The organism is Jiella sp. M17.18 (assembly GCF_041027365.1).
Lineage (GTDB): Bacteria > Pseudomonadota > Alphaproteobacteria > Rhizobiales > Rhizobiaceae > VKMB-3413.
On the sequence record NZ_JBFTEH010000002.1, the window covers coordinates 575,944 to 600,793 of the forward strand.

The 24,850-nt window shown below is 68.7% G+C and carries 23 protein-coding genes and 1 tRNA gene; 13 read left to right on the forward strand and 11 right to left on the reverse strand.

Translation table 11 applies throughout. From position 1 onward, the window contains the following. The first annotated feature begins 73 nt into the window (after window positions 1-73). Both AB5S17_RS06130 and AB5S17_RS06135 read left to right on the forward strand, forming a co-directional pair. Window positions 74-511, forward strand: a complete 438-nt coding sequence (locus AB5S17_RS06130; RefSeq protein ID WP_369237409.1) for an RbsD/FucU family protein — start codon at window positions 74-76, stop codon at window positions 509-511. Window positions 512-621: 110 nt separating this feature from the next. Then, on the forward strand, window positions 622-1,635 hold the full coding sequence (locus AB5S17_RS06135; protein ID WP_369237215.1) for an aldo/keto reductase: 1,014 nt from the start codon (window positions 622-624) through the stop codon (window positions 1,633-1,635). A 52-nt stretch (window positions 1,636-1,687) separates the two neighbouring features. Here the strand turns inward: AB5S17_RS06135 and AB5S17_RS06140 are convergent, their stop codons facing one another. Next, window positions 1,688-2,581 carry a GntR family transcriptional regulator gene (locus AB5S17_RS06140; protein ID WP_369237217.1) on the reverse strand — a complete coding sequence of 298 codons (894 nt, stop codon included), beginning with the start codon at window positions 2,579-2,581 and terminating at the stop codon, window positions 1,688-1,690. Between the two features lie 219 nt (window positions 2,582-2,800). Here AB5S17_RS06140 and AB5S17_RS06145 point away from each other — a divergent pair, with 219 nt between their 5' ends. From AB5S17_RS06145 to AB5S17_RS06165, 5 genes are all read left to right on the forward strand, one after another. Next, complete coding sequence (locus tag AB5S17_RS06145; RefSeq protein ID WP_369237219.1) at window positions 2,801-3,847, forward strand: ABC transporter permease; 1,047 nt, start codon at window positions 2,801-2,803, stop codon at window positions 3,845-3,847. 82 nt (window positions 3,848-3,929) lie between these two features. Then, window positions 3,930-4,880, forward strand: a complete 951-nt coding sequence (locus AB5S17_RS06150) for an ABC transporter substrate-binding protein (protein WP_369237221.1) — start codon at window positions 3,930-3,932, stop codon at window positions 4,878-4,880. 83 nt (window positions 4,881-4,963) lie between these two features. Then, complete coding sequence (locus AB5S17_RS06155; RefSeq protein ID WP_369237223.1) at window positions 4,964-5,737, forward strand: ATP-binding cassette domain-containing protein; 774 nt, start codon at window positions 4,964-4,966, stop codon at window positions 5,735-5,737. A gap of 28 nt (window positions 5,738-5,765) precedes the next feature. Beyond that, entirely contained in the window at window positions 5,766-6,776 is a 1,011-nt protein-coding gene (locus tag AB5S17_RS06160; RefSeq protein ID WP_369237411.1) for a zinc-binding alcohol dehydrogenase family protein, read from the forward strand. Between the two features lie 97 nt (window positions 6,777-6,873). Further along, window positions 6,874-7,704, forward strand: coding sequence for an amidohydrolase (locus AB5S17_RS06165; RefSeq protein ID WP_369237225.1), 831 nt, complete (start codon window positions 6,874-6,876; stop codon window positions 7,702-7,704). Between the two features lie 382 nt (window positions 7,705-8,086). On the opposite strand, the gene AB5S17_RS06170 is transcribed toward AB5S17_RS06165, so the two are convergent. Both AB5S17_RS06170 and cpdR read right to left on the reverse strand, forming a co-directional pair. Next, window positions 8,087-8,161: transfer RNA gene (locus tag AB5S17_RS06170), tRNA-Val, on the reverse strand. Between the two features lie 194 nt (window positions 8,162-8,355). Next, window positions 8,356-8,721 (reverse strand): cell cycle two-component system response regulator CpdR, encoded by a 366-nt coding sequence (cpdR, locus tag AB5S17_RS06175; RefSeq protein ID WP_369237227.1) that lies wholly within the window; start codon window positions 8,719-8,721, stop codon window positions 8,356-8,358. 156 nt (window positions 8,722-8,877) lie between these two features. On the opposite strand from cpdR, the gene AB5S17_RS06180 reads away from it, so the two are divergent. Together AB5S17_RS06180 and hisN are read left to right on the forward strand one after the other, a co-directional pair. Next, on the forward strand, window positions 8,878-9,777 hold the full coding sequence (locus AB5S17_RS06180) for an N-formylglutamate amidohydrolase (RefSeq protein ID WP_369237229.1): 900 nt from the start codon (window positions 8,878-8,880) through the stop codon (window positions 9,775-9,777). Window positions 9,778-10,015: 238 nt separating this feature from the next. Continuing rightward, window positions 10,016-10,789, forward strand: a complete 774-nt coding sequence (gene hisN / locus AB5S17_RS06185; protein ID WP_369237231.1) for a histidinol-phosphatase — start codon at window positions 10,016-10,018, stop codon at window positions 10,787-10,789. Window positions 10,790-10,837: 48 nt separating this feature from the next. Here the strand turns inward: hisN and AB5S17_RS06190 are convergent, their stop codons facing one another. Beyond that, window positions 10,838-11,809 carry an alpha/beta fold hydrolase gene (locus tag AB5S17_RS06190; protein WP_369237235.1) on the reverse strand — a complete coding sequence of 324 codons (972 nt, stop codon included), beginning with the start codon at window positions 11,807-11,809 and terminating at the stop codon, window positions 10,838-10,840. 585 nt (window positions 11,810-12,394) lie between these two features. On the opposite strand from AB5S17_RS06190, the gene AB5S17_RS06195 reads away from it, so the two are divergent. Continuing rightward, the gene (locus tag AB5S17_RS06195) at window positions 12,395-12,865 is read left to right on the forward strand and encodes an Hsp20 family protein (RefSeq protein WP_369237237.1); all 471 of its coding nucleotides are present in this window, start codon (window positions 12,395-12,397) and stop codon (window positions 12,863-12,865) included. Between the two features lie 182 nt (window positions 12,866-13,047). On the opposite strand, the gene AB5S17_RS06200 is transcribed toward AB5S17_RS06195, so the two are convergent. From AB5S17_RS06200 to AB5S17_RS06230, 7 genes are all read right to left on the reverse strand, one after another. Beyond that, window positions 13,048-13,275 (reverse strand): Rmf/CrpP family protein, encoded by a 228-nt coding sequence (locus tag AB5S17_RS06200; RefSeq protein ID WP_369237239.1) that lies wholly within the window; start codon window positions 13,273-13,275, stop codon window positions 13,048-13,050. Window positions 13,276-13,475: 200 nt separating this feature from the next. After that, the gene (locus AB5S17_RS06205; protein ID WP_369237241.1) at window positions 13,476-14,558 is read right to left on the reverse strand and encodes a catalase family protein; all 1,083 of its coding nucleotides are present in this window, start codon (window positions 14,556-14,558) and stop codon (window positions 13,476-13,478) included. Window positions 14,559-14,722: 164 nt separating this feature from the next. Then, window positions 14,723-16,303 carry an acetolactate synthase large subunit gene (locus AB5S17_RS06210; protein ID WP_369237243.1) on the reverse strand — a complete coding sequence of 527 codons (1,581 nt, stop codon included), beginning with the start codon at window positions 16,301-16,303 and terminating at the stop codon, window positions 14,723-14,725. Window positions 16,304-16,335: 32 nt separating this feature from the next. Beyond that, complete coding sequence (locus AB5S17_RS06215; RefSeq protein WP_369237245.1) at window positions 16,336-17,808, reverse strand: HWE histidine kinase domain-containing protein; 1,473 nt, start codon at window positions 17,806-17,808, stop codon at window positions 16,336-16,338. 7 nt (window positions 17,809-17,815) lie between these two features. After that, window positions 17,816-18,106 (reverse strand): circadian clock KaiB family protein, encoded by a 291-nt coding sequence (locus AB5S17_RS06220; protein WP_369237247.1) that lies wholly within the window; start codon window positions 18,104-18,106, stop codon window positions 17,816-17,818. A gap of 30 nt (window positions 18,107-18,136) precedes the next feature. Beyond that, on the reverse strand, window positions 18,137-19,807 hold the full coding sequence (gene kaiC / locus AB5S17_RS06225) for a circadian clock protein KaiC (protein ID WP_369237249.1): 1,671 nt from the start codon (window positions 19,805-19,807) through the stop codon (window positions 18,137-18,139). Window positions 19,808-19,987: 180 nt separating this feature from the next. Beyond that, window positions 19,988-21,226, reverse strand: a complete 1,239-nt coding sequence (locus AB5S17_RS06230; RefSeq protein ID WP_369237251.1) for an NAD(P)/FAD-dependent oxidoreductase — start codon at window positions 21,224-21,226, stop codon at window positions 19,988-19,990. Window positions 21,227-21,516: 290 nt separating this feature from the next. Here AB5S17_RS06230 and rsmI point away from each other — a divergent pair, with 290 nt between their 5' ends. From rsmI to AB5S17_RS06245, 3 genes are all read left to right on the forward strand, one after another. Then, on the forward strand, window positions 21,517-22,464 hold the full coding sequence (gene rsmI / locus AB5S17_RS06235; RefSeq protein WP_369237253.1) for a 16S rRNA (cytidine(1402)-2'-O)-methyltransferase: 948 nt from the start codon (window positions 21,517-21,519) through the stop codon (window positions 22,462-22,464). Then, on the forward strand, window positions 22,461-22,844 hold the full coding sequence (locus tag AB5S17_RS06240) for a YraN family protein (RefSeq protein WP_369237255.1): 384 nt from the start codon (window positions 22,461-22,463) through the stop codon (window positions 22,842-22,844). Before rsmI ends, AB5S17_RS06240 begins: the two co-directional genes overlap by 4 nt. A gap of 224 nt (window positions 22,845-23,068) precedes the next feature. After that, window positions 23,069-24,832 (forward strand): ABC transporter ATP-binding protein, encoded by a 1,764-nt coding sequence (locus AB5S17_RS06245; RefSeq protein ID WP_369237413.1) that lies wholly within the window; start codon window positions 23,069-23,071, stop codon window positions 24,830-24,832. Window positions 24,833-24,850 lie beyond the last annotated feature (18 nt).

Here is a 24,850-nt window from a genome sequence, read left to right on the forward strand (position 1 = left end):
TGGCGCCGCCTGCCCTTGTCGGGATCGCGCGCAACGGAAGAGACCGGGCCGGGATCCGGGGAGGATGCACACGATGTTGAAGGGCCTCGACCCGCTGCTGAACCCGGAGCTTCTCCAGGTTCTCGCGGCGATGGGACATGGCGACGAGATCGTCGTCGCCGATGCGAATTTTCCGGCCGCGTCGGTGGCGAGCCGCACCGCGCATGGCCGGACCTTGCGCTGCGATGCGCCGGCGCCGCGGGTGGTGGAGGCGATCCTCAGCGTCCTGCCGGTCGACGATTTCACCGACGACGCCGTGCGCTCCATGGCCGTCGTCGGCGATGCGGCGGCGGTGCCCGAGGTGGTGGCGGAAGCCGAAGGCCTGTTTGCGCGCGAAGGCGCGACGATCGTCCCGGTGGAGCGCTTCGCCTTCTACGAGGCGGCCAAGCGCGCCTATGCCGTCGTCCAGACCGGCGAGCGGCGCTTCTACGGCAATTTCATCATCCGCAAGGGCGTCGTGCGGCCGGACTGACGGCGTGCGGAGCCGCGGTCGGAGTCAGGGCCGGCGGCTGCGGATTGCGCGGCTGGCCGGTTCGGCGTTCGGAGAGTCTCGTCGACGCGGCGGGAATGGGAGGAAATGAGATGAGGAAATCCAGGGGGAGCGGGGCTGTCGCCACGACGGTTCTGAAGCGGTCGGGTCTCGCGATCACCACCGTCGGCCTCGGCACCGCCTCGATCGGCGGGCTCTACCGCGCCTGCACCGACGAGGACGCCGCAGCGGTCTTCGAAGCCGCTCACGAGGCCGGCATCCGCTATTTCGACACGGCGCCCTTCTACGGGTTCGGGCGGGCGGAGCAGCGACTCGGCGCCTTCCTGTCGAGCCTCGGCGACACCCCGGACTGCGTCGTCTCGACCAAGGTCGGCCGCGTGCTCGAACCGGTCGATCCCGCCGACATCCCGGACCACGGCTATGTCGACCCGCTGCCGAACGCGCCGCACTTCGACTACAGCCGCGACGGCATCCTGCGGAGCTACGAGTCGAGCCTTGCCCGCCTGAACGGGCGCCGTCCCGACATCCTCTACGTCCACGACATCGGCACCTACACCCATGGCGCGGAGAACGCCCGGCACTACCGCGACCTGATGGAGGGCGGCCTCGCCGCGCTCGCCGAGCTGAAGGCCGCGGGCGACGTCAAGGCGATCGGCCTCGGCGTGAACGAGGTGGCGATCTGCGAAAAGGTGCTGGCCGACGCCGACATCGACATCATCCTGCTCGCCGGCCGCTACAGCCTGCTCGACCGCAGCGCCGAGCCGCGGCTTCTCGGGCTCTGCCGGGAGCGAGAGGTCGCCATCGTCGCCGGCGGCGTCTTCAACTCCGGCATTCTCGCGACAGGCGCGCGGCCCGGCGCGAACTTCGACTACGGCCCGGCGAGCCCGGAGATCCTGGACCGGGTCGAACGGCTGCAGGCCGTGTGCCGGGCGGAGGGCGTCGACCTGCCGGTGGCGGCGATGCAGTTCCCCGGCCGCTGCGACGTCGTTGCCTCGACGCTGATCGGCACCGCGGAGCTGCCGCTTCTTGCGAAGAACCTCGCGGCGCTGGCGACGCCGGTGCCGCCGACCCTCTGGCCCGCCGCCGACGCCGTCGCGCGCGGATGACGCGCCGTCCGCGAGCCAAACGCGTCAGCTTCCGCTCGCGGTCCCCCCGGCACTACGGCCGCTCGATCGAAGCGAGCAGCGTCTGGCGGGCGGTCGACAGATGCGCATCCGCCGCAGCCGCGATGCGTGCCGGATCGCGCGAGCGCAGTGCGGCGATGTAGACGAGATGCTCGCCGATCGCCGCCTCGTTGCGCTCGCGCTCCGAGCGCTTGTTCCACTGGTAGTGATAGTGGAAGACGAAGGAGATCAGGTTCTGGAATTCCAGAGCAAAGCGATTCCCGGTGATCGCGACGACCGCGGTGTGGAACCGGTCGTCGAGCGCCGAGAAGTCGTGGAAGGCGGTCTCGATCGCGCCGAGGACGCGGTGGTGCTCGGCCTCCATCGCCGTCAGCTCCGCCCAGACCGGATGATCCTCGGGAAGCCCGGCAAAGCGCCTCGCGGCATCGAGCTCGATCATGCGGCGGAAGTCGGAGAGTTCCATCGCATATTGCGGGGTGAAGCCCGCCAGCACCCAGCCGTCGCGCCCCTCCCGCCGCACCAGGCCGAAGCGGCTGAAGCGGGTGAGGAATTCGGTGACCGCCGCGGGATTGACCGAGAACCGCCGCGACAGGTCGCGCACGTTCAGCCGCGTATCCGGCACGACGTCGCGGCGCAGGATCCATTCGAGGAAAGCCCGCTCCAGCCGCTCGCTGCCGGTGCGAAGGTCGGTCGGCGCGAAGCGGTCGGCCGGCAGGGGCCGGCGCAGCACCTGCTTGTCCCGGCCTCGCCAGCGGACGATGCCAGCCTCGTCGAGCTCCTTCAGCGCCGAGCGCGCGACGGTGCGGCTGACCGACAGCCACTCGGCGATCGCCGCCTCGGAGGGCAGCGCGGCGCCCTCCGGCCAGGCTTCCAGCCGCTGGAGAAGGGCGTTGTAGGCTGCCTTGAACCGCTCGTTCGTCCGCGCCACGACTTCCGTACCATTCGCAGAAGCAACTGACGGGGCTGCAACATTCCCGTTCAGTACGAAAACAATTAAAAACCATTGACGGAAAATCGCCGGCCTGTCTAGTGTCTCGCCCGGGAGAGGGAGCCGGGCCGACATCGCATGGGCCGGACCTTGAGACTGGCCGGTGAAGGCGAAGGCGGCGTTCCGCTCGCCGGCGCCTCGGCCGCGGGGAGGATCGAGATGACCCAGATGGAGGAGTCCGCGGCAAAGCCCGGAGGTCTCGACGTGATCGGCATCGCCGGCGCGGTGAAGCGCCAGGGCGACCTGATCCAGAAGGTCTCGGCGCTGGCGACGCTGGTCGTGCTCGTCGTCGCCTTCTCCTTCGTCAACGGCGCCTTCCTCTCGTCGGCGAATGCCATGACGATCCTGCTGCAGACCGCGGTGATCGGCCTGCTGGGCCTCGGCATGACCGTCGTCATCATCACCGGCGGCATCGACCTGTCGGTCGGCTCCGTGCTGGCCCTGTCGGGTGTCTGCGCCGGGCTTCTGGTCAAGGCGGGGCTGCCGGTTTCCGTCGGCTTTGCCGGCGGCCTCGCCGTCGGAACGTTCTGCGGCTTCCTCAACGGCCTCGTCGTCACCAAGCTGCGGATCACCCCCTTCATCGCGACCCTCGGCATGATGCTGATCGCGCGCGGCGTCGCGCTGCAGATCACCGGCGCCGCGCCCGTGTCGGGCCTCGGCGATACGTTCGGCCTGCTCGGCAACGGCGCCTTGTTCCGGATCGTCCAGAAGGCGCCGAACGGCTTTCCGCACGTCGTCTTTCCGGGCATCCCCTACCCCGCTATCCTGCTTCTCGTCGCGGCGCTGATCGTCAGCTTCGTCCTGCACAAGCGCGGCGTCGGCCGGCACGTCTATGCCGTCGGCTCCAACGAGGAGGCCGCGCATCTCTCGGGCGTCAGCGTCTGGCGCACCAAGCTCTTCGCCTATTCGCTCTCCGGCTTCATGGCCGGGCTCGCGGGCCTCGTCCTGATGTCGCGCCTCGTCACGGCGCAGCCGAGCGAGGGCGTCATGGCCGAGCTCGACGCCATCGCCGCGGCGGTGATCGGCGGCGCGTCGCTGATGGGCGGTGCCGGCACGATCTCCGGCACGATGATCGGCGCCTTCATCATCGGCATCCTGCGCAACGGGCTGAACATGGCCGGCGTGTCGTCCTTCATCCAGCAGATCGTCATCGGCTGCGTCGTCATCGGCGCGGTCTATGTCGACCAGCTGCGCAATCGCCGGTGAGGCGGCGCGGGAGGCGCCGCCGAACCCTGACGGAAAACGCAATCGCGGCCGGAGGTCGGCCGCCAAACGGGAGGATCATCCTATGAAGAAATTCGGAACATGGACGGCCGCGGCCGTCCTCGCCGGACTGCTGACCACGGTGTCGGGCGCCGCCATGGCGCAGGAGATCGCCGTGATCGTGAAGACCAACTCGTCGAACTACTGGCAGAACGTCAGGAAGGGCGCCGAGGCCGCGATCAAGAAGCACAAGGGCTACACCATGACCTTCGACGGGCCGGCGACCGAGACGGCCATCTCCGACGAGGTCAACATGGTCGAGAACGCCGTCAACCGCGGCGTGAAGGGCATCGTCCTCGCCCCCTCCGACCCGGAGGCGCTGGTGCCGGCGGTGAAGCGCGCCTTCGAGAACGGCATCCCGGTCGTGATCATCGACTCGGCGCTGTCCGACAAGGCCAAGCCCTACTACCAGTCGTTCCTGTCGACCGACAACAAGGCGGCCGGCGAGGCGATGGCCAAGGAGATGATCGACCGCGTCGGCAAGACCGGCAACATCGCGGTGATGTCCTACGTGCCGGGCGTCGGCTCCGAGATCGGCCGCGTCGGCGGGTTCAAGGACTACATCGCCAAGAACTCCGACCTGAAGGTCGTCTCGACGCTCTATTCGCAGTCGCAGATGGCGACGGCGCTGAACCAGACGACCGACGTGCTCTCGGCGCATCCGGACCTCAAGGGCATCTTCGGCGCCAACGAGCCGACCGCCGTCGGCATGGGCCGGGCGATCGAACAGGCCGGCAAGAAGGGTCAGCTCGTGGCGCTCGGCTTCGACGGCAATTCCGACGAGCAGCAGATGATCAAGGACGGCACGCTCGACGCGATCGCGGTCCAGAGCTCCTACGAGATGGGCAACAAGGGCGTCGACACCGTCATCGACCTGATCGAGGGCAAGAAGGTCGAGCCCTTCGTCAACACCGGCGTGGTGATCGTCACCAAGAAGAACATCGACAGCCCGGAAGCCAAGAACGTCCTCTACTGAGCGATCCGAACCAAGCCGCGGGCCGGGCACTCGGCCGGCCCGCGGCAGATCAGGCCCGAACGGCCGACTGAATGAGGCACGCGATGTCGAACGCCCAGCCGCCGCTCGTCGAGATGCGGCACATCTCCAAGCATTTCGGCGGTCTCCACGCCGTCAAGGACGTGTCGCTGTCGCTGCATGCGGGCGAGGTCGTCGGCGTCCTCGGCCACAACGGCGCGGGCAAGTCCTGCCTGATGCGGATCCTGTCCGGCGCGATGGCCGCCTCCTCCGGCGAGATCCGCCTCGGCGGCAAGCCGGCCGAAATCCCCAGCCCCTCCGCCGCCCGCGATCTCGGCATCGAGACGATCTACCAGACGCTGGCGCTCGCCGACCATCTCGACGCGCCCGCCAACCTCTTCCTCGGCCGCGAGCTGAAGACCCGCTTCGGCAATCTCGACAAGAAACGGATGCTGCGCGAGGCCGAGGCGGTGCTGCATCGGCTGAACCCCAACTTCAAGAACCTCACCGTCCCGGTCAGCGCCATGTCCGGCGGCCAGCGCCAGGTGATCGCCATCGCCCGGGCGATCTATTTCGACGTCAAGGTGCTGATCATGGACGAGCCGACGGCGGCGCTCGGCCCTTCCGAGACCGAGATGGTGTCCGGCCTCGTCGAGAAGCTGCGCGCCGACGGCATCGGCATCTTCCTCGTCTGCCACGACATGCACGACGTCTTTCGTCTGTGCGACCGGGTGATGGTGATGAACAACGGCCGCAACGTCGGCGACTACGCCATCGACCAGGTCACCAAGGACGACGTCCTCAGCCTGATCATCCGGGGCGAACTCCCCTCGGACTGGAGCGACCGCCGTGCAGCCTGATTCCGAGACCAAAGCCGCCGCCGGCACGATGCGCGCCCTCGTCGTCGCGGCGCCGGGGCGGCTGACGCTGGAGACGCGGCCGCGGCCGCAGAGCGCGCCGGAGGGCTGGGTGCTCGTCGACATCGCCCGCGTCGGCATCTGCGGCACCGACTACCACATCCTCGAAGGCAACCAGCCCTTCTTCGAATATCCGCGCGTCATCGGCCACGAGCTCAGCGGCCGCATCGCCGAGGACGCCCATGGCTTTCGGCGCGGCGACCTCGTCACCGTCAACCCCTACGTCTCCTGCGGGAAGTGCCGCGCCTGCCTGCGCGGCAAGCCGAACTGCTGCACCAACATCGCCGTCCTCGGCGTCCATCGCGACGGCGGCCTTGCCGAGCGGCTGGCGGTGCCGGCGGGCAATCTCTATCCGGCGGACGACCTGGCGCCGGACCAGGCGGCGATGGTCGAGTTCCTGGCGATCGGCGCCCATGCTGTGCGCCGCTCCCGCCTGACGGCCGAGGACCGCGTGCTGGTTGTCGGGCTCGGGCCGATCGGCCTCGGCACGGCGCTGTTCGCCAAGGCGCGGGGCGCCGAGGTCCATCTCCTCGACGCCAATGCCGAGCGGCTGGACGCCTTGAAGGGCGACTTCGGCTTCACGCACACCCACACCCTCGCCGACGGCCCGCAGGCGGTGATGGCGGCGAGCGGCGGCGCGGGCTTCGACGTCGTCTTCGACGCGACGGGCAGCGCGCGCGCCATCGAGGCGGGTTTTGCCTATGTCGGGCATGGCGGCACCTACGTCCTCGTCAGCGTCGTCAAGGACGAGATCCGCTTCCTCGATCCGGAGTTCCACAAGCGCGAGATGACGCTGATGGGCAGCCGCAACGCCACCCGCGAGGACTTCGAGACGGTGACGGCGGCGATGGCCGGCGGGACGATCGACACGGCCAAGCTGAAGACCCATGCGGCCCATTTCCCGGATGTCGTCGCGGCGCTGTCCGGCTGGAGCGCCGACCGCCGCGACATCGTCAAGGCGATCGTGACGGTCGCCGAATGACGGCGGCGGCGCGACCAGCCGTCTGCTGTATCTTCAGGGGCCGGAGGAAAGAGGCGGCGGAACGTCCAACCTCTTCCGGCGCCCGGAGGTGAAACGGATGCGCATCGACGCCCACCAGCACTTCTGGAACTACACCCGCGACGCCGCCGACTACGGCTGGATGACCGACCCGAAGATGCAGGTCGACCGTTCGCCCGGGGACCTCGCGCCGCTGCTCGCGGCGGAGGGTTTCGACGGCTGTGTGGCCGTGCAGGCGCGGGCGCGGCGGGAGGAGACCGACAGCCTTCTCCGGATCGCGGATGAGCACGCCTTCGTGAAAGGCGTCGTCGGCTGGCTCGACCTCACCGATCCGGACGTGGGCGCAATGCTCGACGCCTATGCCGATGCGCCCCGCCTGAAGGGCCTGCGCATGCTGATCCACGACGAGCCTGCGGACGATTTCGCCGCCTCGCCCGCGCATGTACACGGCGTCTCCATGCTCGCGGCGCACGGCCTCACCTACGACCTCCTCCTGCGCCCGCGGCACATCCCGGCAGCGATCGCGCTGGTCGACCGGTGTCCCGACCAGGCCTTTGTCGTCGACCACATCGCCAAGCCGGACCTGACGCTGCCGCGCGACGAGGCGTGGTTCGACGGCATGGCCGAGCTGGCGCGCCGGCCGAACGTCATGGCGAAGCTCTCCGGTCTCGTCACCGAGGCGGACCCGGCGAACTGGCGCGCGGCACCCTACGATCTCTATCTCGACCGCACACTCGACCTCTTCGGGCCGGAACGGCTGATGTTCGGCTCGGACTGGCCGGTCTCCGCCGCGACGGCCCCCTATGACGCGGTCCATGCGCTGGTCGCGGACTGGGCGAGACGTCTTGGCGAAGGTGAGCGGGCGGCGATCTTCGGCGAAACCGCCCGCCGGTTCTACGGCTTGGGATGACCCGGCGCGGGAGGAAGCATGCTGGACGGCTTCTCCCTTCTCCGGCGAATCGGCGAGAGCCCACGCGGGTGATCAGCGCCGCTTAAATGCTCGCTGAGGGTCAGGAGTTCGCGCCGGCCGCGGAAGCGATTCAGCTGTTCCGAAGTCGTGGCTGCACCGTCGCGGGACGCGACCGTGCCGCGACATCCGTGGACTTCACCTGGCGCCGATCAACCCGCGGAGAATCGTCCCGCTTGATGCGGAAACCGCGACGTGACGCCTGCAGAGGCCACGGCCGACGAAGCGCAGCGGCAAGCGCCATGACCGGACCACTCGGGAGATGTGGAGGATGATGGGCTTCGTCGCGCTATCCTGCAGCGAAGTCTTGGCCCGGGGGTTCGGATGGTGGGCGTGACAGGGATTGAACCTGTGACCCCTTCGATGTCAACGAAGTGCTCTCCCGCTGAGCTACACGCCCATCCGACGAAGCGGCATAGACCACAGGTCGGAAGCGCTCGTCAATAGGATGTCACACGACTTTTGCGGCTTGCGGCCTTCTCCCCTCGCGCCGCCTTCCCCAGCCGGCCGAAACGCCCGCATGCGGGACGCCTCCGGCCGGGCAACGGGCGGCAGCCGGTCATCTCGCAAGGACCGGCTGCGCCCTCGCATTCCTCAGGCCGCGTCTTCCAGCATCTTGCCGACCTCGTCGACGAGTTCGCGCAGATGGAAGGGCTTGGACAGGATCTTGGCGTCCTTCGGGGCCTTCGAATCGGGGTTCAGCGCCACCGCCGCGAAGCCGGTGATGAACATCACCTTCAGGTCCGGGTCGAGTTCGGTGGCACGGCGGGCGAGCTCGATGCCGTCCATCTCGGGCATGACGATGTCGGTGAGAAGCAGCGAGAACGGCTCCTCGCGCAGCCGCTCATAGGCGCTGCCGCCATTGTCGAAGGACACAACCTCGTAGCCGGCGCGCTCCAGCGCCTTGGCCAGGAAGCGGCGCATGTCGTTGTCGTCTTCGGCGAGTAGAATCTTGAACATTCGTGTTTTCCGCAAGCGCCGCGCAACTTGACCGGCGGCTGGTTCGTTCCTGCATCAATTGCATAGCAGAATGGTCCAACATTTTCTAAAAGGGAAATCGGCCCGCTTGTCGCGGGCGGGACTTTTTTGCGCCACGTGAGGCTGGAAGGGGTCAGATTGGCGACGATTCCGACACTGAATACGGCCAGCGGCCGCGTGCCGGCCTTTGACATCCTCGAACCTGACGACATCGCCGTCCCTTTCGTCTTCTGCTCGCCGCACAGCGGCCACGACTATCCCCAGCAATTCCTGGCGGCGACGCGCCTGTCGGGCGATGCGGTGCGGCGGTCGGAGGATCTGTTCGTCGACGAGCTGTTCGATTTCGTCCCGTCCTTCGGGGCGCCGCTGATTCGGGCGCGGTTCCCGCGCGCCTTTCTCGACGTGAACCGGGAGCCCTACGAGCTCGATCCGAAGATGTTCGCCGACACATTGCCGGACTTCGTCAACGCGGCGTCGGTGCGGGTCGCGGGCGGGCTGGGGACGATCCCGCGCATCGTCGCGGAAAACGAGGAGATCTACCGCGACACCCTGCCGCTCTCGGAGGGACTTCGGCGGATCGAGGACATCTACAAGCCCTTCCACGCAGCGCTCGAAACGCTGCTGAAGCGCACGCACCAGCGCTTCGGCCTCGCCATCCTCATCGACTGCCATTCGATGCCGTCGACCGTGCGGGCGCTGCCGGGCGGGCGCCGGCCCGACATCGTGCTCGGCGACCGCTACGGGACGAGCGCCGCGGGCCGCTTCGTCGCCATGGCGACGGCCCGGTTCACCGAGCTCGGCTACGACGTCGCGCGCAACAAGCCCTATGCCGGCGGCTTCATCACCGAGCGCTACGGACGCCCGCCGATCGGCTTCCACGCCCTGCAGATCGAGATCAACCGCGCGCTCTACGCCGACGAGCGCGCCTTTCAGCGCCACGACGGCTTCCCCATCCTGCGCGAGCGCCTCTGCCGCTTCGTCGAAGGCCTCTCCGACGACGTCATGGCCGAATATATCCGGCCGGCCGCAGCGGAGTGATCCCGGACGAGGCGAGGCTTCGGGCAAAAAAAACCGCACTGCAGTGAAGCAGCGCGGTCTGAGTCTAGGGAGGAAACGCCCGTAAGGGCAGCGGCAAACCAATGCCGCACTGCAAAACTATGCTGCGGCGCCAGAGCTGTCAAGCGCTGATCGCGTGTATTTTAGGCACGCCCAAAGATTGCGCAGATTCTGCCGACGCCGTAGTCAGTGCCAAGACCGAGCCTGGAGATAACTCCCGATGGAACGACCCGATGCGACCTTTCTGCGGCACCTCGCCGATGCGGCGGATCGCGAGACCCTGCCGCGGTTTCGGGCAGGGGTCGGCGTCGACAACAAGCTGAGCGATGCCTTCGATCCGGTGACCGAGGCCGACCGCGCCGCAGAGCGTGCGATCGTCTCCGCCATCTCGGCGCGCTATCCGGATCACGCGATCCTCGGCGAGGAGTACGGCGCCAGCGGCGCGTCGGACCGGCAGTGGGTGATCGATCCGATCGACGGCACGCGCGCTTTCATATCGGGGGTCCCGGTTTGGGGCACGCTGATCGGCTACTGCGAGAACGCGCGCGCCGAACTCGGGATCATGTCGCAGCCCTTCACCGGCGAGCGCTACCTCGCCGACGGTTCGGCGGCATGGTGCGAGCACGGCGGCCAGCGCAAAGCGCTGTCGGTGCACCGGACGCAGGGACTGGAAGATGCGACGCTCTTCACCACCTCCCCCCGCCTCTTCCAGGGGGATCTCCTCGAACGCTTCGAGGCGCTGGAGGCGCGCGCCCGCCTCACCCGCTTCGGCACCGACTGCTATGCCTACTGCATGCTTGCGGCCGGCCATGTCGATCTCGTCGTCGAGGCGGGCCTCAAGCCCTACGACATCGTCGCGCTGATCCCGATCGTCGAGCAGGCGGGCGGGATCATCACCACGCTGTCGGGCGGCCGGGCGGAAGGCGGCGGCGACATCGTCGCGGCGGCGACGCCGGCGCTCCACGCCGCGGCACTGGAGATTCTGGCGGGCTGACCCGCGGCCGTCGCCGGCTGTCTCCCCGGCTCCGGGCTGGCATCGCCGTCACGCCGGCGGCAGCGATTCCCCGACGAATGCCTCGAAGGCCTCCAGGACCGGCTCGCGGAACCGGTCCGCTTCCTGCAGGAGTTCGTGGCGAGCCAGCGGCACGCTCAGGCTGGCGCCGCAGCGCATGCGCCAGGCGAGACGCTCCGCCGCCTCGCTGGACACGACACGATCGGCGCCGGCGGTGACGATCAGCGTCGGCACGTTCAGCCGCGCGATCCGGTCGGAATCGGTGAGCCGCAGCATGGCGCCGGAGACTGCCGCGAGCCACGCGACCGTCGGTCCGCCGATGAACAGATCCGGCGCGGCCTGCATCAGTTCGCGGTTGCGGCGAAAGCGGCCGGCCTCGGAGGTCAGCGGGTTGTTCTCCGGATCCGGGAGCTTGCCGCTCGGCCCGAAGGGTCCCAGCGCCGAGCGGCCGAAGCCGAGCGCCGTCAGGAACCGCGCGACGCGGTGGATGGTGCGCAGTCCGACCTTCCGGCGGGGGAAGGCCACCAGGGGCGCGCAGACCACCATTCGCTCGATGATATTGCTGAGACGCGGGGCGGCCTCGAGGGCGATCAGCCCGCCCATCGAATGCGCCAGGATCGCGTAGGGGCCACGGCAGTCGGGCAGAGCGACGTTCTGCAGGACGGCCTCAAGGTCGTTCAGATAATGGCCGAAGCGCCGGACATGGCCGAGACGGCTGCGGCGAAGCAGGCGCTCCGACCCGCCCTGCCCGCGCCAGTCGAAGGTCAGGACGGCGAAGCCGCGGGCCGAAAGGTCGCGCATCGTCTCGAAATACTTCTCGATCGTCTCGTTGCGCCCCTGCAGGAGGATGACGGTGCCCCGCGTTCCCTCCTGCGCGCTCGGCGCCCGCGCATAGCGCACCTGCCGGCCGTCGAGCGTGCGCACGGTGCCGAGCGTCAGCCCCTCGGGCGCCGGATTGCCGTCGGTGACGAGAAGTCTTGCAGGTTCGGCTGTCTCGTGCATGGCGAAATCTTCGACTGGCCGGCTGGATGACGGCCGGAGGGCTGCACCGCAGGCGCTCGGCCAACGGATAGATGGCGCTTCTTAAGATCGCGCTACGACCGGGTCAAAGCCGATCCGGCGCGGCATCGGCGGCGCGGGAGCAGTGCGTCGGCGGGAGACGGCGTCGTTCCGAGCGGGGAGACCGGGGGCCCCGTCTAAAGACCCCCGGTCCCGGCGGCCGCAACGGAAGGGACGGGACGTTGCGACCGATTTCGGTACGCCCGGCAGCCGGTGGGATCGCCAGGCGAAGATCGACGCCGAATGGCCTGGCTGCGGCTCGGAGCGTGGGGGCAGAATAGCCGCCGCGGCTGAACCGGTCCGGAAGGCGCCGTTCATCGGCCGTTCAGATACCCGTTCGTTTTCAGGTGGTTAGAGCTGCCGCCGACGCCGGTGGAAAATTTTCGGCGGGCGACTTGACGGGGAAAATCGCCAATCCCACCTCATGGCTGCGGTCGCCGAAACGGGGCCGCTGGCCAAGGCCGCATCGCCAGAACGGGATGCCCGCCGCGCCATACGCAAACATTGTTGCTTCTGATGGAGAACACCATGCGTCACGTTGATTTCGCTCCGCTCTACCGCTCGACCGTCGGCTTCGACCGGCTGTTCTCGATGCTCGACGGCCTGTCCCAGCCGGAGGCGAACACCCAGACCTATCCGCCCTACAACATCGAGCGCACCGGCGAGAACGCCTACCGCATCACCATGGCGGTGGCCGGCTTCGGCGACGACGAGCTGTCGATCGAGTCGCGCGAGAACGTCCTGACGGTGAAGGGCGAGAAGACCGAGAGCAAGGACGAGCAGAGCGTCGAGACGCTGTATCGCGGCATTGCCGGCCGCGCCTTCGAGCGTCGCTTCCAGCTCGCCGAATATGTCGAGGTGAAGGGCGCGAGCCTGAAGAACGGCCTCCTGCACATCGATCTGGTCCGGGTCATTCCGGAGGCGATGAAGCCGCGCAAGATCGCGATCACCGCCGCCGGCAACGCCAACGAGAAGCAGATCGAGGCGAACGCCGCCTGATCGGCCGAAGGATCGGCGGCGCTTCGGCGGCGCCGCCGTCCGGAACGGCAGCACTGATGAAGCCCCGACGCAAGCCGGGGCTTTTTCGTTGGCTCGGCAAACAAGCTGTCGCAGCGTCTCGACGGAGACGGTGCGTCAGTTGCCGACGGGTGCCGGATTGAGGGCGCCCGCCTTCTCCCCCGTCATGATTGGCGGACGTGTCGCTCGTCGATGTGGCTGGCCTTTCGCGCGTCACCCATCATGCCGGATCGCTCGCCGCTTCCGCCGGTCGCCGGATCGGCGTTGCGGGCCTCGTTCCAGCCTCGCATCCACTCCGCACGCAGCGTCGAATCCACGGGATAGCTGCAGCCGGACATCGGGTAGTTGTTCTGGTAGGCAAGCTTACCCTGCTGATATGCATCGGTGGCCATGACAACCTCCTCTGGCGGTTTCCATCCCTGTGAGATGGGAGCACGCGGCGCGGCTTCAAACCGTTGGCTACGCGCGGCGCCCAGACTGCCCTCGACGGAGCGCGTGCCCGCACCCCGTCTGCGCCCACACCTCCCGCCCCGACCGCCTGGTCCGACGAGGCGTACGGCCCGCCGATTCTGCCGCGACGGGTCGCCGGGCCTCAGCGGGCCCCCGGCTCGTGGATCGGGCACTTGTTGAAGACCTGCCGGAAGGCCGCGGAATGCCGGTAGGTGTCGCGGCGGGCGCGGTTGATGTTGCCGAGCGGCCGGTGCGCGGCGAGCCCGGTCCAGACGCTGAAGCGCATCCCTTCGTTCACCTCCTGGACCAGTTCCTCGTCCCAGCTGTCCTGCGGACGGACCTCCACCGTCGCCACGGTCTCGAAGGGCGAGACGTCTTCGGACCACTCGACGGTCGGGTCCTCGACCGGCTGTGCCGCCCGGTCGCGCAGGAGCTGCACCCGCAGCTCCCAGGTCGCGGTGACCTTGCGCATCTCCTCGCGGACGATCTCGCGGATCGCGTCCTCCCGCCCGTCGACGGCGATCGTCTCGCCGCAGAGCGCCTTCAGGTCGGCCGAGACCGGCGCCAGCGAGAACTTGGCGACATAGTCGCCGTAGCGGAAGGGCGTGACGCTGTAATAGGTCTCGCCGAGCGGGTCGACCTGCGGCGCGCCGCCGAGCGCGTTCACCGTGGGGCTCTGGATCCCGACCGTCTGGAGCGCCGAATTGACGCCGCGCAGGACGCTCGACATCGCCTTCTTGGTGCCCTCGAGGCGGTCGGTCGTCCCCGCCAGCAGCTTGAGGCTCGAGTGGAACTCCGACGCGGTCTTCGCCTGGAACACCGTGCCGTTGACCATGACGAAGTCCTGCGTCGCCCCGTCCGCACCCGGCAGGCGCTCGCCGTCCACCTGCAGCACCTTCAGCGCCAGGCCGCGCGGCAGCGAGACCGCGTCCGGCAGGATGTCGCCGGCATTGGTCGACAGGCGCAGATAGACCGGATGGTCGCCGCCGCGCGCGAACATGCCCTGTGCCAGTTCCTCCGGCAGATCCGGCCGGATCCGCAGGACCCCGCGCAGGATGCCGTGCGACTTGGCATGGACGCCGCGGACCGCATGGCCGTAGTCCTCGGCGGTCGTCTCGATGATCGTGTCGAAGGTCTCGTTCAGGCCCTGGACGGTCTCGCCTTCGCCCGGCTGGACGTCTTCGAGGTCGGGCGTATAGCGGACGGGCGGCAGCAGTGTCGGCATCGTCATACTCCTTTGAAGGAGTGCGAACAGGTCCGGCGCGAATGCGTTCCCGCGCTTCGACACGCCTGACACGCATTTGATCCCGCCGGACCGCGACGCGGCAGCCGCGAGCCGGACGCCGATCCGGGCGCCGCCTCGGCCGGGCCTCAGCCCGATCTGCCCGTTCAGTCGATCGCCGCCTCGATCAGGAACGGCCCGTTCGTCTCGAACGAGGCGCGCAACAGGTCGGCGAGCTCCTCGCCGGTCTCCGCCCGGGCCCCCTCCACACCGTGACCGTGGGCAAGGCTCGGCCAGTCGAGCGGCGGCTCGTCGAAGCGCAGCATGGCTCGGGCGTTCGCGCCATATTGCGAGATGCCGACATTGCGCATCTCGTGTTCGAGGATGGCGTAGCGGCGGTTGGAGAGGATCACCGTCGTCACGTTCAGCCGCTCGCGCGCCTGCGTCCACAGCGCCTGCACGGTGTACATGGCGCTGCCGTCCGCCTGCAGGCAGACGACGCGCCGATCGGGGCATGCGACGGCGGCGCCGGTGCCGAGCGGCAGGCCGATGCCGATCGCGCCGCCGGTCAGCTGCAGATAATCGTGCCGGGCGCCGTCATAGCTCGCCTCGAAGAAGACGCCACCGGCGCTGATCGATTCGTCGCAGACGATCGCCTCCTCCGGCAGGAGGGCGGCGAGGATGGTGCAGGTGGTCTCGGCGGTGAGCCGCCCGGTGGGGAGCGCGTCCGGCCGCGCCAGAGCCGAGCGCGGCAGCGGTGCTTCGGCCGCGCCCGGCTTCGCGCCGACGGCCTCGGCCAGCGCCTGCAGCGCCGCCATCAGATCCTCGTCCGGATCGGCGAGGGCATGCAGGCTGGCGGCGGGGTCGTTGAGGACGCTCGGCTTGTCCGGATAGGCGAAGAAGGCGACCGGCGGCCGGGCGTCGACAAGGATCACGCGCTCGGCGCCCGCCAGCGTCGCAACGGCGGGATCGACGGGATAGGCGAGCTTGGCGAGGGGCACGCGTCCCCTTCCCCGCTGCATGCGCGCATTGAAGGTTTCGGCGAGGTAGTCCGCCCCGGTCTTCGCGGCGATCGCCGCGACCAGCGCCAGCGCCTCCTCCCGCAATGCCCGCCCGCCGACGAGAAGCACGGTGCGCCCGGGCTCTCGAAGTGCAGCCGCCGCCTCCGTCACCTTGCCCGCATCGGCAGGTTTCCACCCGGGATGGGCGACCGGCGCGATCGGGCCCGATGCGGCCGCTCCCCAGGCGATATCGGCCGGCAGGATCAGCGTGGCGACGCCCGGCGTCGACACCGCCGCCCGCCAGGCCGCCGCGGCTTCGTCCGCCACACGGTCGGGATGGCTCGCCCGCGCCAGCCAGTTCGACATCGGCCGCGCGACGGCGTCGACGTCGCTCGTCAGCGGCGCATCATATTGCAGGTGCCGGGCGGCATGGTCGCCGACGACGGCGATCAGCGGCGTGCGTCCCTTCTTGGCGTTGTGGAGGTTGGCAAGGCCGTTGGCGAGGCCGGGCCCGAGATGCAGCAGCGTCGCCGCCGGCTTCTCCGCCATTCGCGCATATCCGTCCGCCGCAGCCGTCACGACGCCCTCGAACAGGCCGAGCACGCAGCGCATCTGCGGCCGGCGGTCCAGCGCCCCGACGAAATGCATTTCCGAGGTGCCGGGATTGGCGAAACAGGTATCGACCCCTTGTGCGATCAGCGAGTCGCACAGCCGCTCCGCCCCGTTCGTCTGCTGTTCGTCCCCCATCCAATCCTCCCGCTCCGATCGGCTTGCCCAGCCTAATCCTTGTGAACGACGTCCTCCCAGGGCACGTGCATGACGCAGGCGACGCCCTCTGGCTCGAAGGCGAGGTCGGCGCCCCCGTCCTTGGCGTAGGCGAGGCTGCGGGCGATCACGGTCCGGCCGAAGCCGCGCCGCACCGGCTCGGCGGTGATCAGGCCGCCTGTCTCGCGCCAGGTCACCGTCAGGCGGCCCGCATCCGGATCGAGCGCGGCCGCGACCTTCAGATCGCCATAGGCGTGCGACAGCGCCCCGTACTTGACGGCGTTGGTCGCAAGTTCGTGGAGCACCAGGCCGATCGCCGTCGCAGCCCGCGGCGCGATACGCACGTCCAGTCCTTCGAGCGAGAGGCGCGGATCGCCTTCGCCGACGAAGGGCGCGAGTTCGGCGACGACGATGCTCCTCAGCGTCAGGTCGGTCCAGGACTTTTCGGCCAGGAGATTATGGGTCGCCGACAGCGCCTGGATGCGGCCGAGAAACGCGCGGCGGAAGCCGTCGACGGTGTCCTCGGAGGAGGCCGTGCGGGCGCAGATCGAGGTGACCAGCGCCAGCGTGTTCTTCACCCGGTGGTCGAGCTCGCGCATCAACAGAAGCTGCTGCTGCTCCGCCTTCTTGCGTTCGGTGAGGTCCACCATGGTGACGACGCAGCCGCGGATCTCGTCCGAACCGACGATCAGCGGCGCTGCGCTGACAAGCAGGCTGCGGGCCTTCGGCGCCTTGGGCGCCGTCGCCTCGATGCCCTGGATCGTACCGCCGGCGACAGCGACGCCGATCAGGTCCTCGCCGGAGACGAGGCCGGTCATGTCGGGCAGGATCAGCGGGATCGCCTCGTCGAAGCGCTTGCCGAGCGGCGCCTGCGGGCAGATCGCCAGCGCCGCGGCATTGCTGTGGGTGATCCGGCCGTCGAGGTCGCAGACGACGACCGCCTCGTTGGCCGAGGCGATGACGGCGCGCGCCAGCCGCTCGGACTCCTCGATCGCGGCGGCGCGGATGCGGTCGGTCAGGTCGGTGACGGTGAGCGCGAAGCCGAGCGAGGGCCCGACCTGCAGCGGGGCAGCCGAGATGTGCAGATGCAGCGTCCTGCCACCGAGATGCAGCTGCAGTTCCATCGCTGCAGCGCCGGCTGCCGCCGCGTGAAACAGCTGCTCGAATCCGGCGGCATGCTCGGCCCCGAACGCCTCGACGAGGCCTTCCTCCTCGATCTCCATGCGCGAGCGGCCGAGGAGCTGGCAGAGCGCCTTGTTGGCGAAGAGCAGCCGGTGGGAGCCGTCCAGCGCCGCGGCGCCGGTCTCCATCGCCTCCATGAAGACGCGGTAGGGCTCCGGCCCGCCTTCGAGCGTGAACACCTCTGCCGGCCGGGCGCCCTCGACGACCAGCGCATCCACCTCGCCCTCGCGGATCGCGCGGATCAGTTCCTCGGCTTCCTCCAGGCGCAGCTTCAGCGCGCCAATATCGTCCTCGCGGCCGGCCATGGAGGCGTCACTCCCCCTCGACCGACAGATGCACCAGGACCTTCTGGGTGTCGGACAGGTCGCCGATGATCTTGCGCATCGGCTCCGGCAGTTCGCGCACCAGCGTCGGGATCGCGACGATGTTGTGCTCGCGCGCGAGCTGCGGCGACTTGCGCAGGTCGATGACCTCGACCGCGAACCGGCCTTCGAAATGCTCGCTGCAGATCCGTTCGAGATTGCGCACCGCGGCTAGCGACTTCGGCGTCTGCCCGGCGACGTAGAGGCGCAGCCGGATGGGATCGGCACTAGCGTCCGACATGGGCGATACTCCCGTTCGCGAAATCGGCGCTCAAAGCCGGCGTGCCCGCGCCATCGCCGCGGCATCGTCCACGGCCTGGCGCCGATAGTCGCTCTCTTCCTGTGACAGACGCGCAATCTCGGCCTCTTCGGCCGCGAGATCCGCCTGCAGCATCTCGATCTCGGCAAGGGTGCGCCGACGCCGCTGGCGGCTCAGCTCCCGCTGCTGTTCGGCCTCCTGCCGCCGCCTGGTCTCCTCGCGGCGGCTGCGGGCTTCCTGCGCACGTCGCGACGCGCCGGTCAGAGCGACCCCGTCGCCGATGTAAGGCTCGATCAGCCGGATGCCCCCGGAGGTCATGACGAATTCGCGCACCTGGTTCGAATGCGAGATGCCCCGCGCCTTCAGGAGATAGAGTTCGCGATTGAATTCGCCATTCGTCTCGCGGTTCAACAAGAGGATCCAGGCGTCCATCAGCGAGGACAGGCCAGCCTCGGTCTCCAGAGCGTCGGAGACGTGCGCGAGATGGGTGAAGACGCCGGTGATTCCCTTGGCCTTCAGGAAATCGACGATGCGCAGGAGCATCGCCTGGACCTCCATCGGGTCCCCGGAGCCGACGAAGGCCGAGATCGGATCGAGCACGACGAGGGTCGGAGAAAAGCGCGTCACCTCACGCAGCATCACCGCCAGGTGCATTTCCAGGCTGTAGAAGGTGGGACGCGCCGCGATGTGCTTCAGGGCGCCCGCATCGACCCAGCGCTGCAGATCGATGCCGATCGAGCGCATGTTGCGCACCGTCTGCTGCTCGGACTCCTCGAAGGAGAGGTAGAGCGCCCGCTCGCCGGCCTGGCAGGCGGCGTCGGCGAAGCAGGCGGCGAGCGAACTCTTGCCCGCACCGGCAACGCCGCTGAGAAGGATGCTGGAGCCGCGATAGAAGCCGCCGCCGGAGAGCATGCCGTCGAGGTCGGCGACGCCGCTCGCGATCCGCTCCTGGCTGACGCGGTGATCGAGACCGAGCGCGCTCACCGGCAGCACGCTGAAGCCGTCCTCGTCGATCAGGAAGGGATATTCGTTGGTGCCGTGCGCCGTGCCGCGATACTTCACGATGCGCAGGCGCCGGGTCGAGACCTGGTTGTGCACCCGGTGATCGAGCAGGATGACGCAGTCGGAGACGTATTCCTCGAGGCCCTGCCGCGTCAGCGTCCCGTCGCCGCGCTCGCCGGTGATGACGGCGGTCAGGCCCTTGTCCTTCAGCCAGTCGAACAGCCGGCGGATCTCGGCGCGCAGGATGGCCGGATTGGAGAAGGCGGAGAACAGGCTCTCGATCGTATCGAGGACGATGCGCTTCGCGCCGATCTCGTCGATCGCCAGTTCGAGCCGCAGGAACAGGCCTTCGAGATCGTAGTCCCCGATCTCGGCGACCTCGGAGGCATCGATGGCGATGTGCTCGATCAGGAGCTTGCCGTCCGCCACCATGTCGTCGACGGCAAAGCCGAGCGAGGCGACGTTGGCGGCGATGTCGGAGGGCCTCTCCTCGAAGCTGACGAAGATGCCGGGCTCGCCCTCCTGCCGGATGCCGTTGACGAGGAAGGTCGAGCCGAACAGCGTCTTGCCGCAGCCGGCCGATCCGCACACGAGCGTCGGACGGCCGGTGGGCACCCCGCCGAGCGTGAGTTCGTCGAACCCCTCGATCCCGGTCCGGGATTTGCTGATACCGTCCGCCATGCCTCGTCCACCGCCTCTCGCTAAGTCCCTCTTAGACAAAGCGTCGCACTTTGCAAACGACCCTCGCGCGGGGCTGGCGCGGGGGTTAACGATCGGCGGAGGGCGGGCGATCACGGTCCGCCTGCGGCGCCACGGTCCGGACCGGCAGAACCGCGGCCGCGGGCCATCAAGCTCCGGCGGCTACTGCGCCGCCTCGGCGAGCCGTGCGACATGCGCCTTGAGGTCGAAGGCATGATGCGCGACGTCCTCTCGCGCGACCTTCAGGTCCTGTCCGAGGATCCTGCGGCCCAGCATGTGCTCGCCCGGCCGGTTCACCGTCTCGATCCCGAGCAGCCTGTCGCCCTTGAAGCAGTAGGCGATCAGCTTGCCCTCGTCGCCGAGCTTGGCGAGCTCGACATGATCGGCACCGGCCGTCAGCCCGACGATCTGCAGCTTGAAGGGACCCTGGTCGCTCCAGAACCAGGGAACGCTGCGATAGGGCTCGCTCGCCGTGCCCATGATCCGCGCGGCGACGAGCTTCGCCTGGTCGACCGCGTTCTGCACCGATTCCAGCCGCACCCGAGCGTCGGCGAAGGGGCTGTCGAAGGCGGCGCAGTCGCCGATGGCGAAGATCTTCGGATCAGCGGTCGTCATGAAACCGTCGACGAGAATGCCGTTGTCGGTCGCCAGCCCCGCCGCGCGGGCAAGCTGATCGTTCGGCTTCACGCCGGCGGCGATCAGCACGATGTCGGCCGGGATCGTCTCGCCCCCGGCGACGGTGACGCCCCCGGCCCTTTTCGTGCCGGTGATGGCCTGCAGCGGCGTCGACAGGCGGACGTCGGTGCCCATCTCGCGGTGCCGGTCGAGGAAGAAGGCCGACACCTGCCGCGACACGGCGCGGCCCATCAGCCGGTCCGCCGCCTCGACCAGCACGACGTCCTTGCCGAGCGTCCGCACGGCCGCGGCGACCTCCAGTCCGATGAAGCCGCCGCCGACGATGGCGATGCGGCTCGCCGCATGGACGCCGGCACGCAGCGCCTCGGCGTCCTCGGCCGAGCGCAGCTGGTAGACGCCGGGAAGATCGGCGCCCGCAACAGGCAGCGAGCGGTTGGCGGCGCCGGTCGCGAGCACCAGGTGATCGTAAGCGAGCGCCTCGCCGGTCGAGAGCGTCACAGTCGCGGCAGCGCGGTCGATCGCGGTCACGCGCTCGCCGCCGCGGAACTGGATCTCGTTCTTCTCGTAGAAGCTTTCCGGCCGCAGCAGCAGGCTGTCGAAAGCGGCGTCCGTCTTGATGTAGGTCTTCGACAGCGGCGGGCGCTGATACGCGAGCCGCGCCTCCTCCGAGACGATGGTGACGGCGCCGTCGAATCCGGCCTGGCGAAGCGACGCGGCGACCTGGAAGCCGGCCTGCCCGCCCCCGGCGATCACGACGGACGCCATCAGGAACGACCCTCCGGCAGCCCGCGGGCTGCAAAGCGCCGCATGATGGTCATGGTGCTAAACAAGGTCATGATACGCGTCCTGAAAATCTCTTCCCCGCGTGCCGGAAAGGTTTCTCCCCGGCGCCTGGCTCCTCGCCTCGGGGGCCGAACTCTCCGCAAGCGTCGGCCTCGACGAGAATCGCCCCGGGCCGACGAGGCGAAATGGTAGTCGGTTGCCGCTCCAACGCCAAGCAAGGCGAGCGCCACCCAGCCATCGACACACCAGCCCGCCAGCCCATAGATAGTCGCATGGAGAACAGCCACGATACCGACATCGTCGAAGCACCGGGTGCCGACGGAGCGAGGGCGGACACCGGCGCAGCGCGATTCACGTTGCGCGGCCGGGAATTCTCGGCGCCACGCCCCGAGCCCGGCCTCTACCTCGTCGCGACGCCGATCGGGAACCTCTCCGACATCACCCTGCGGGCGCTGGAGACGATCGCGGGCGCCGACCGCCTCGCCTGCGAGGACACCCGCGTCACCGGCAAGCTCCTCTCCCGCTTTTCCATCGCGCGGCGAATGAGCGCCTATCACGAACACAACGCGGCGGAGGCGGGCGAGAAGCTCCTCGCCGATCTCGAAGCGGGTCTGTCGGTGGCGCTAGTCTCAGACGCCGGAACGCCGCTGGTTTCGGATCCCGGCTACCGGCTGGTGCGCGAGGCGCTGGAGCGCGGCATCAAGGTGATCCCGATCCCCGGCGCCTCGGCCGCGATCGCGGCGCTGACCGCATCCGGCCTGCCCTCCGACGCCTTCTTCTTCGCCGGCTTTCTGCCGCAGAAGGAACAGGCGCGCGCAGCCCGGCTGGAGGAGATCGCGCGCATTCCGGGAACGCTCGTCCTGTTCGAGGCGCCGCATCGCATCGCAGCGAGCCTTTCCGCGATGGCAAAGGTGCTCGGCGCCCGCCCGGCGGCCGTCTGCCGCGAACTGACCAAGCTGCACGAGACCGTCTACCGCGGCTCGCTCTTCGACCTCGCGGCGACGTTTTCCGCCATGGAGAGCGTGCGCGGCGAGATCGTCGTCTGCATCGGGCCTCCCGAAGCCGAGGCGCTTGCGGCCCCGCAGGACGCGGACGCTATCCTGGCCGGTCTGCTTGGCGAAATGAAGCCGGCCAAGGCCGCGCAGGAGGCGGCACGGCTTACCGGACTGCCCCGCCGCGACCTCTACCAGAGGGCACTGGCCTTGAAGGATCGGCGGTGACGGCGCGGCCGGCGTCCGATGAAAAGCGCCGGCGCAGCGAGGCGCGCGGCCATCGCGGCGAATGGCTGGCGGCGATGGCCCTGCGCCTCAAGGGCTACCGGATCCTCGCCAGGCGCTACCGCGCACCCGGCGGCGAGATCGACATCATCGCCCGGCGCGGCGACCTCGTCGCGATCGTCGAGGTAAAGGCGCGCAAGACGCTGCTGGCCGCGATGGACGCCGTCGGCCCGTTCGCGGAACGGCGGATCGAGGCGGCGGCGGACCATTGGCTGGTGCGCCAGCCCGACTACGCGAAGCTGTCGCTGCGCTTCGACCTCGTCGCGGTGCTGCCGCGCCGCTGGCCGGTACATGTGCCGGACGCATGGCGAGGTCGGCATTGACGGCCTCGCCATGATGTCGCGGCATTCTTGCCGCAGTCGGCGTGCTGCGATCTGGGGCCGATCTGTCGGTTTCTCCGTTGCGCGGATAGGCATGAGGCGCCGCGCGCTCTATAGCTGCGCGCCATGACCAGACGAGGCGAACATTGGCATCGGCCGACGGCGTGAAAAACCCGAAGAAAATATCCCTCAAGCAGCCCGAGAGCCGCGGCATCATCGTCAAGCTGATGAAGCGGATCATCGCCGAAAACGGCCGGATCTTCGTCCGGCAGTATGCGATCGCGATCGCCTGCCTGATCCTGGTGGCTGCGTCGACGGCGTTCATGGCCTGGATCATGCGCGATGTGATCGACAAGATCTTCGTGCAGCAGAACCGCACCGCGATCGTCTCGCTGCCGATCGTCGTGTTCCTCTCCTTCGCCGTGCGGGGCCTTGCGACCTATGGCCAGGGCGTCATTCTCTCGCGCATCGGCAACAACATCGTCGCGCGCTATCAGCGGCGGCTGTTCGCCCACATTACAGAACTCTCGGTCGACTTTTTTGCGGAGAACCGCTCGGCCCATCTCGCGGCGCGCATCAATCAAAACGTCTCCGGCATTCGCGACACGCTGAACCTGACGATCACTTCGATCGCCCGCGACGCGCTGAGTCTGGTCTTCCTGGTCGGCGTGATGATTTGGCAGGATCCGATCCTGTCGGCGATCGCGCTCCTCGCCGGCCCACCGATCGCGCTGATGATCGGCGCCCTCGCCCGGCAACTCAGGGCGGCGACACGCAAGTCGATCGACATCAACGCGCGGGTGCTGGCGTCAATGCAGGAGACGGCGCAGGGCATCACGGTGGTGAAGGCCTTCACCATGGAAGCGCCGTTGCGCGAGCGCATCGAGAAGCTGATCGATGCGGCGGAGGAGTACTCCAACCGAATAGCCGTGATCACCGAACGTTCGACGCCGGTGACCGAGATGATCGCGGGCCTCGCGATCGCCGGCGTGATCGCCTACTCCGGCTATCGCGCCATCGTCTACGGCTACTCGCCCGGCTCGATGTTCGCCTTCATCACCGCGCTGCTCCTCGCCTACGATCCGGCCCGGCGCCTCGCCCGGCTGCAGATCCAGCTGGAGCGGGCCTTGGTCAACGCCTCGATGATCTACGAGATCCTCGACCTGAAGCCACGCCAAGCCGATCCCGCGGACGCCAAGGCTCTGGCGATCGAGAAGGGCGAGATCGTCTTCGACAAGGTCGACTTCTCCTACTACGAGGGCGAGCCGGTGCTGAACCAGATGAGCTTCGTGGCGCCGGCCGGCAAGACGACGGCGCTGATCGGCGCTTCGGGAGGCGGCAAGTCGACGGTCATCTCGCTGCTGCAACGCTTCTACGACGTCGAAGGCGGGCGCATCCTCGTCGACGGGCAGGACATCCGCCAGGTCACCAAGCGTTCGCTGCGCTCGCAAATCGCCTTCGTTCCGCAGACGCCCTACGTCTTCGAGGGCACGATCCGGGACAACATCCGGCTCGGCCGGCCGGACGCGACCGATGCCGAGATCGAAGAGGCGGCGCGCCAGGCGCAAGCGGAAGAGTTCATCATCGCCGCGCCCAGGGGCTACGACACGCCCGTCGGCGAAAACGGCATGACGCTCTCGGGCGGCCAGCGCCAGCGCCTGTCGATCGCCCGCGCCCTGGTGCGCAACGCCCCGATCCTGCTCCTCGACGAGGCGACCTCGGCTCTCGACACGCGCTCGGAAACGCTGGTTCAGGCCGCGCTCGACGCGGCGATGAAGAACCGCACCGTACTCGTCGTCGCGCACCGGCTCTCGACCATCACCGGCGCCGACCAGATCCTCGTCGTCGACGGCGGTGAGATCGTGGAGCGGGGCACGCATCAGGAACTGGTCGAGCGGCGCGACGGGCTCTATGCCCGCTTCTACGGGCTGCAGACCACCGAGAAGCGCCGGCCGACCGCCGCCGCGATCGCGGAGAGCGTGCGAGGCTGACGATGCGGCAGGGAAGAC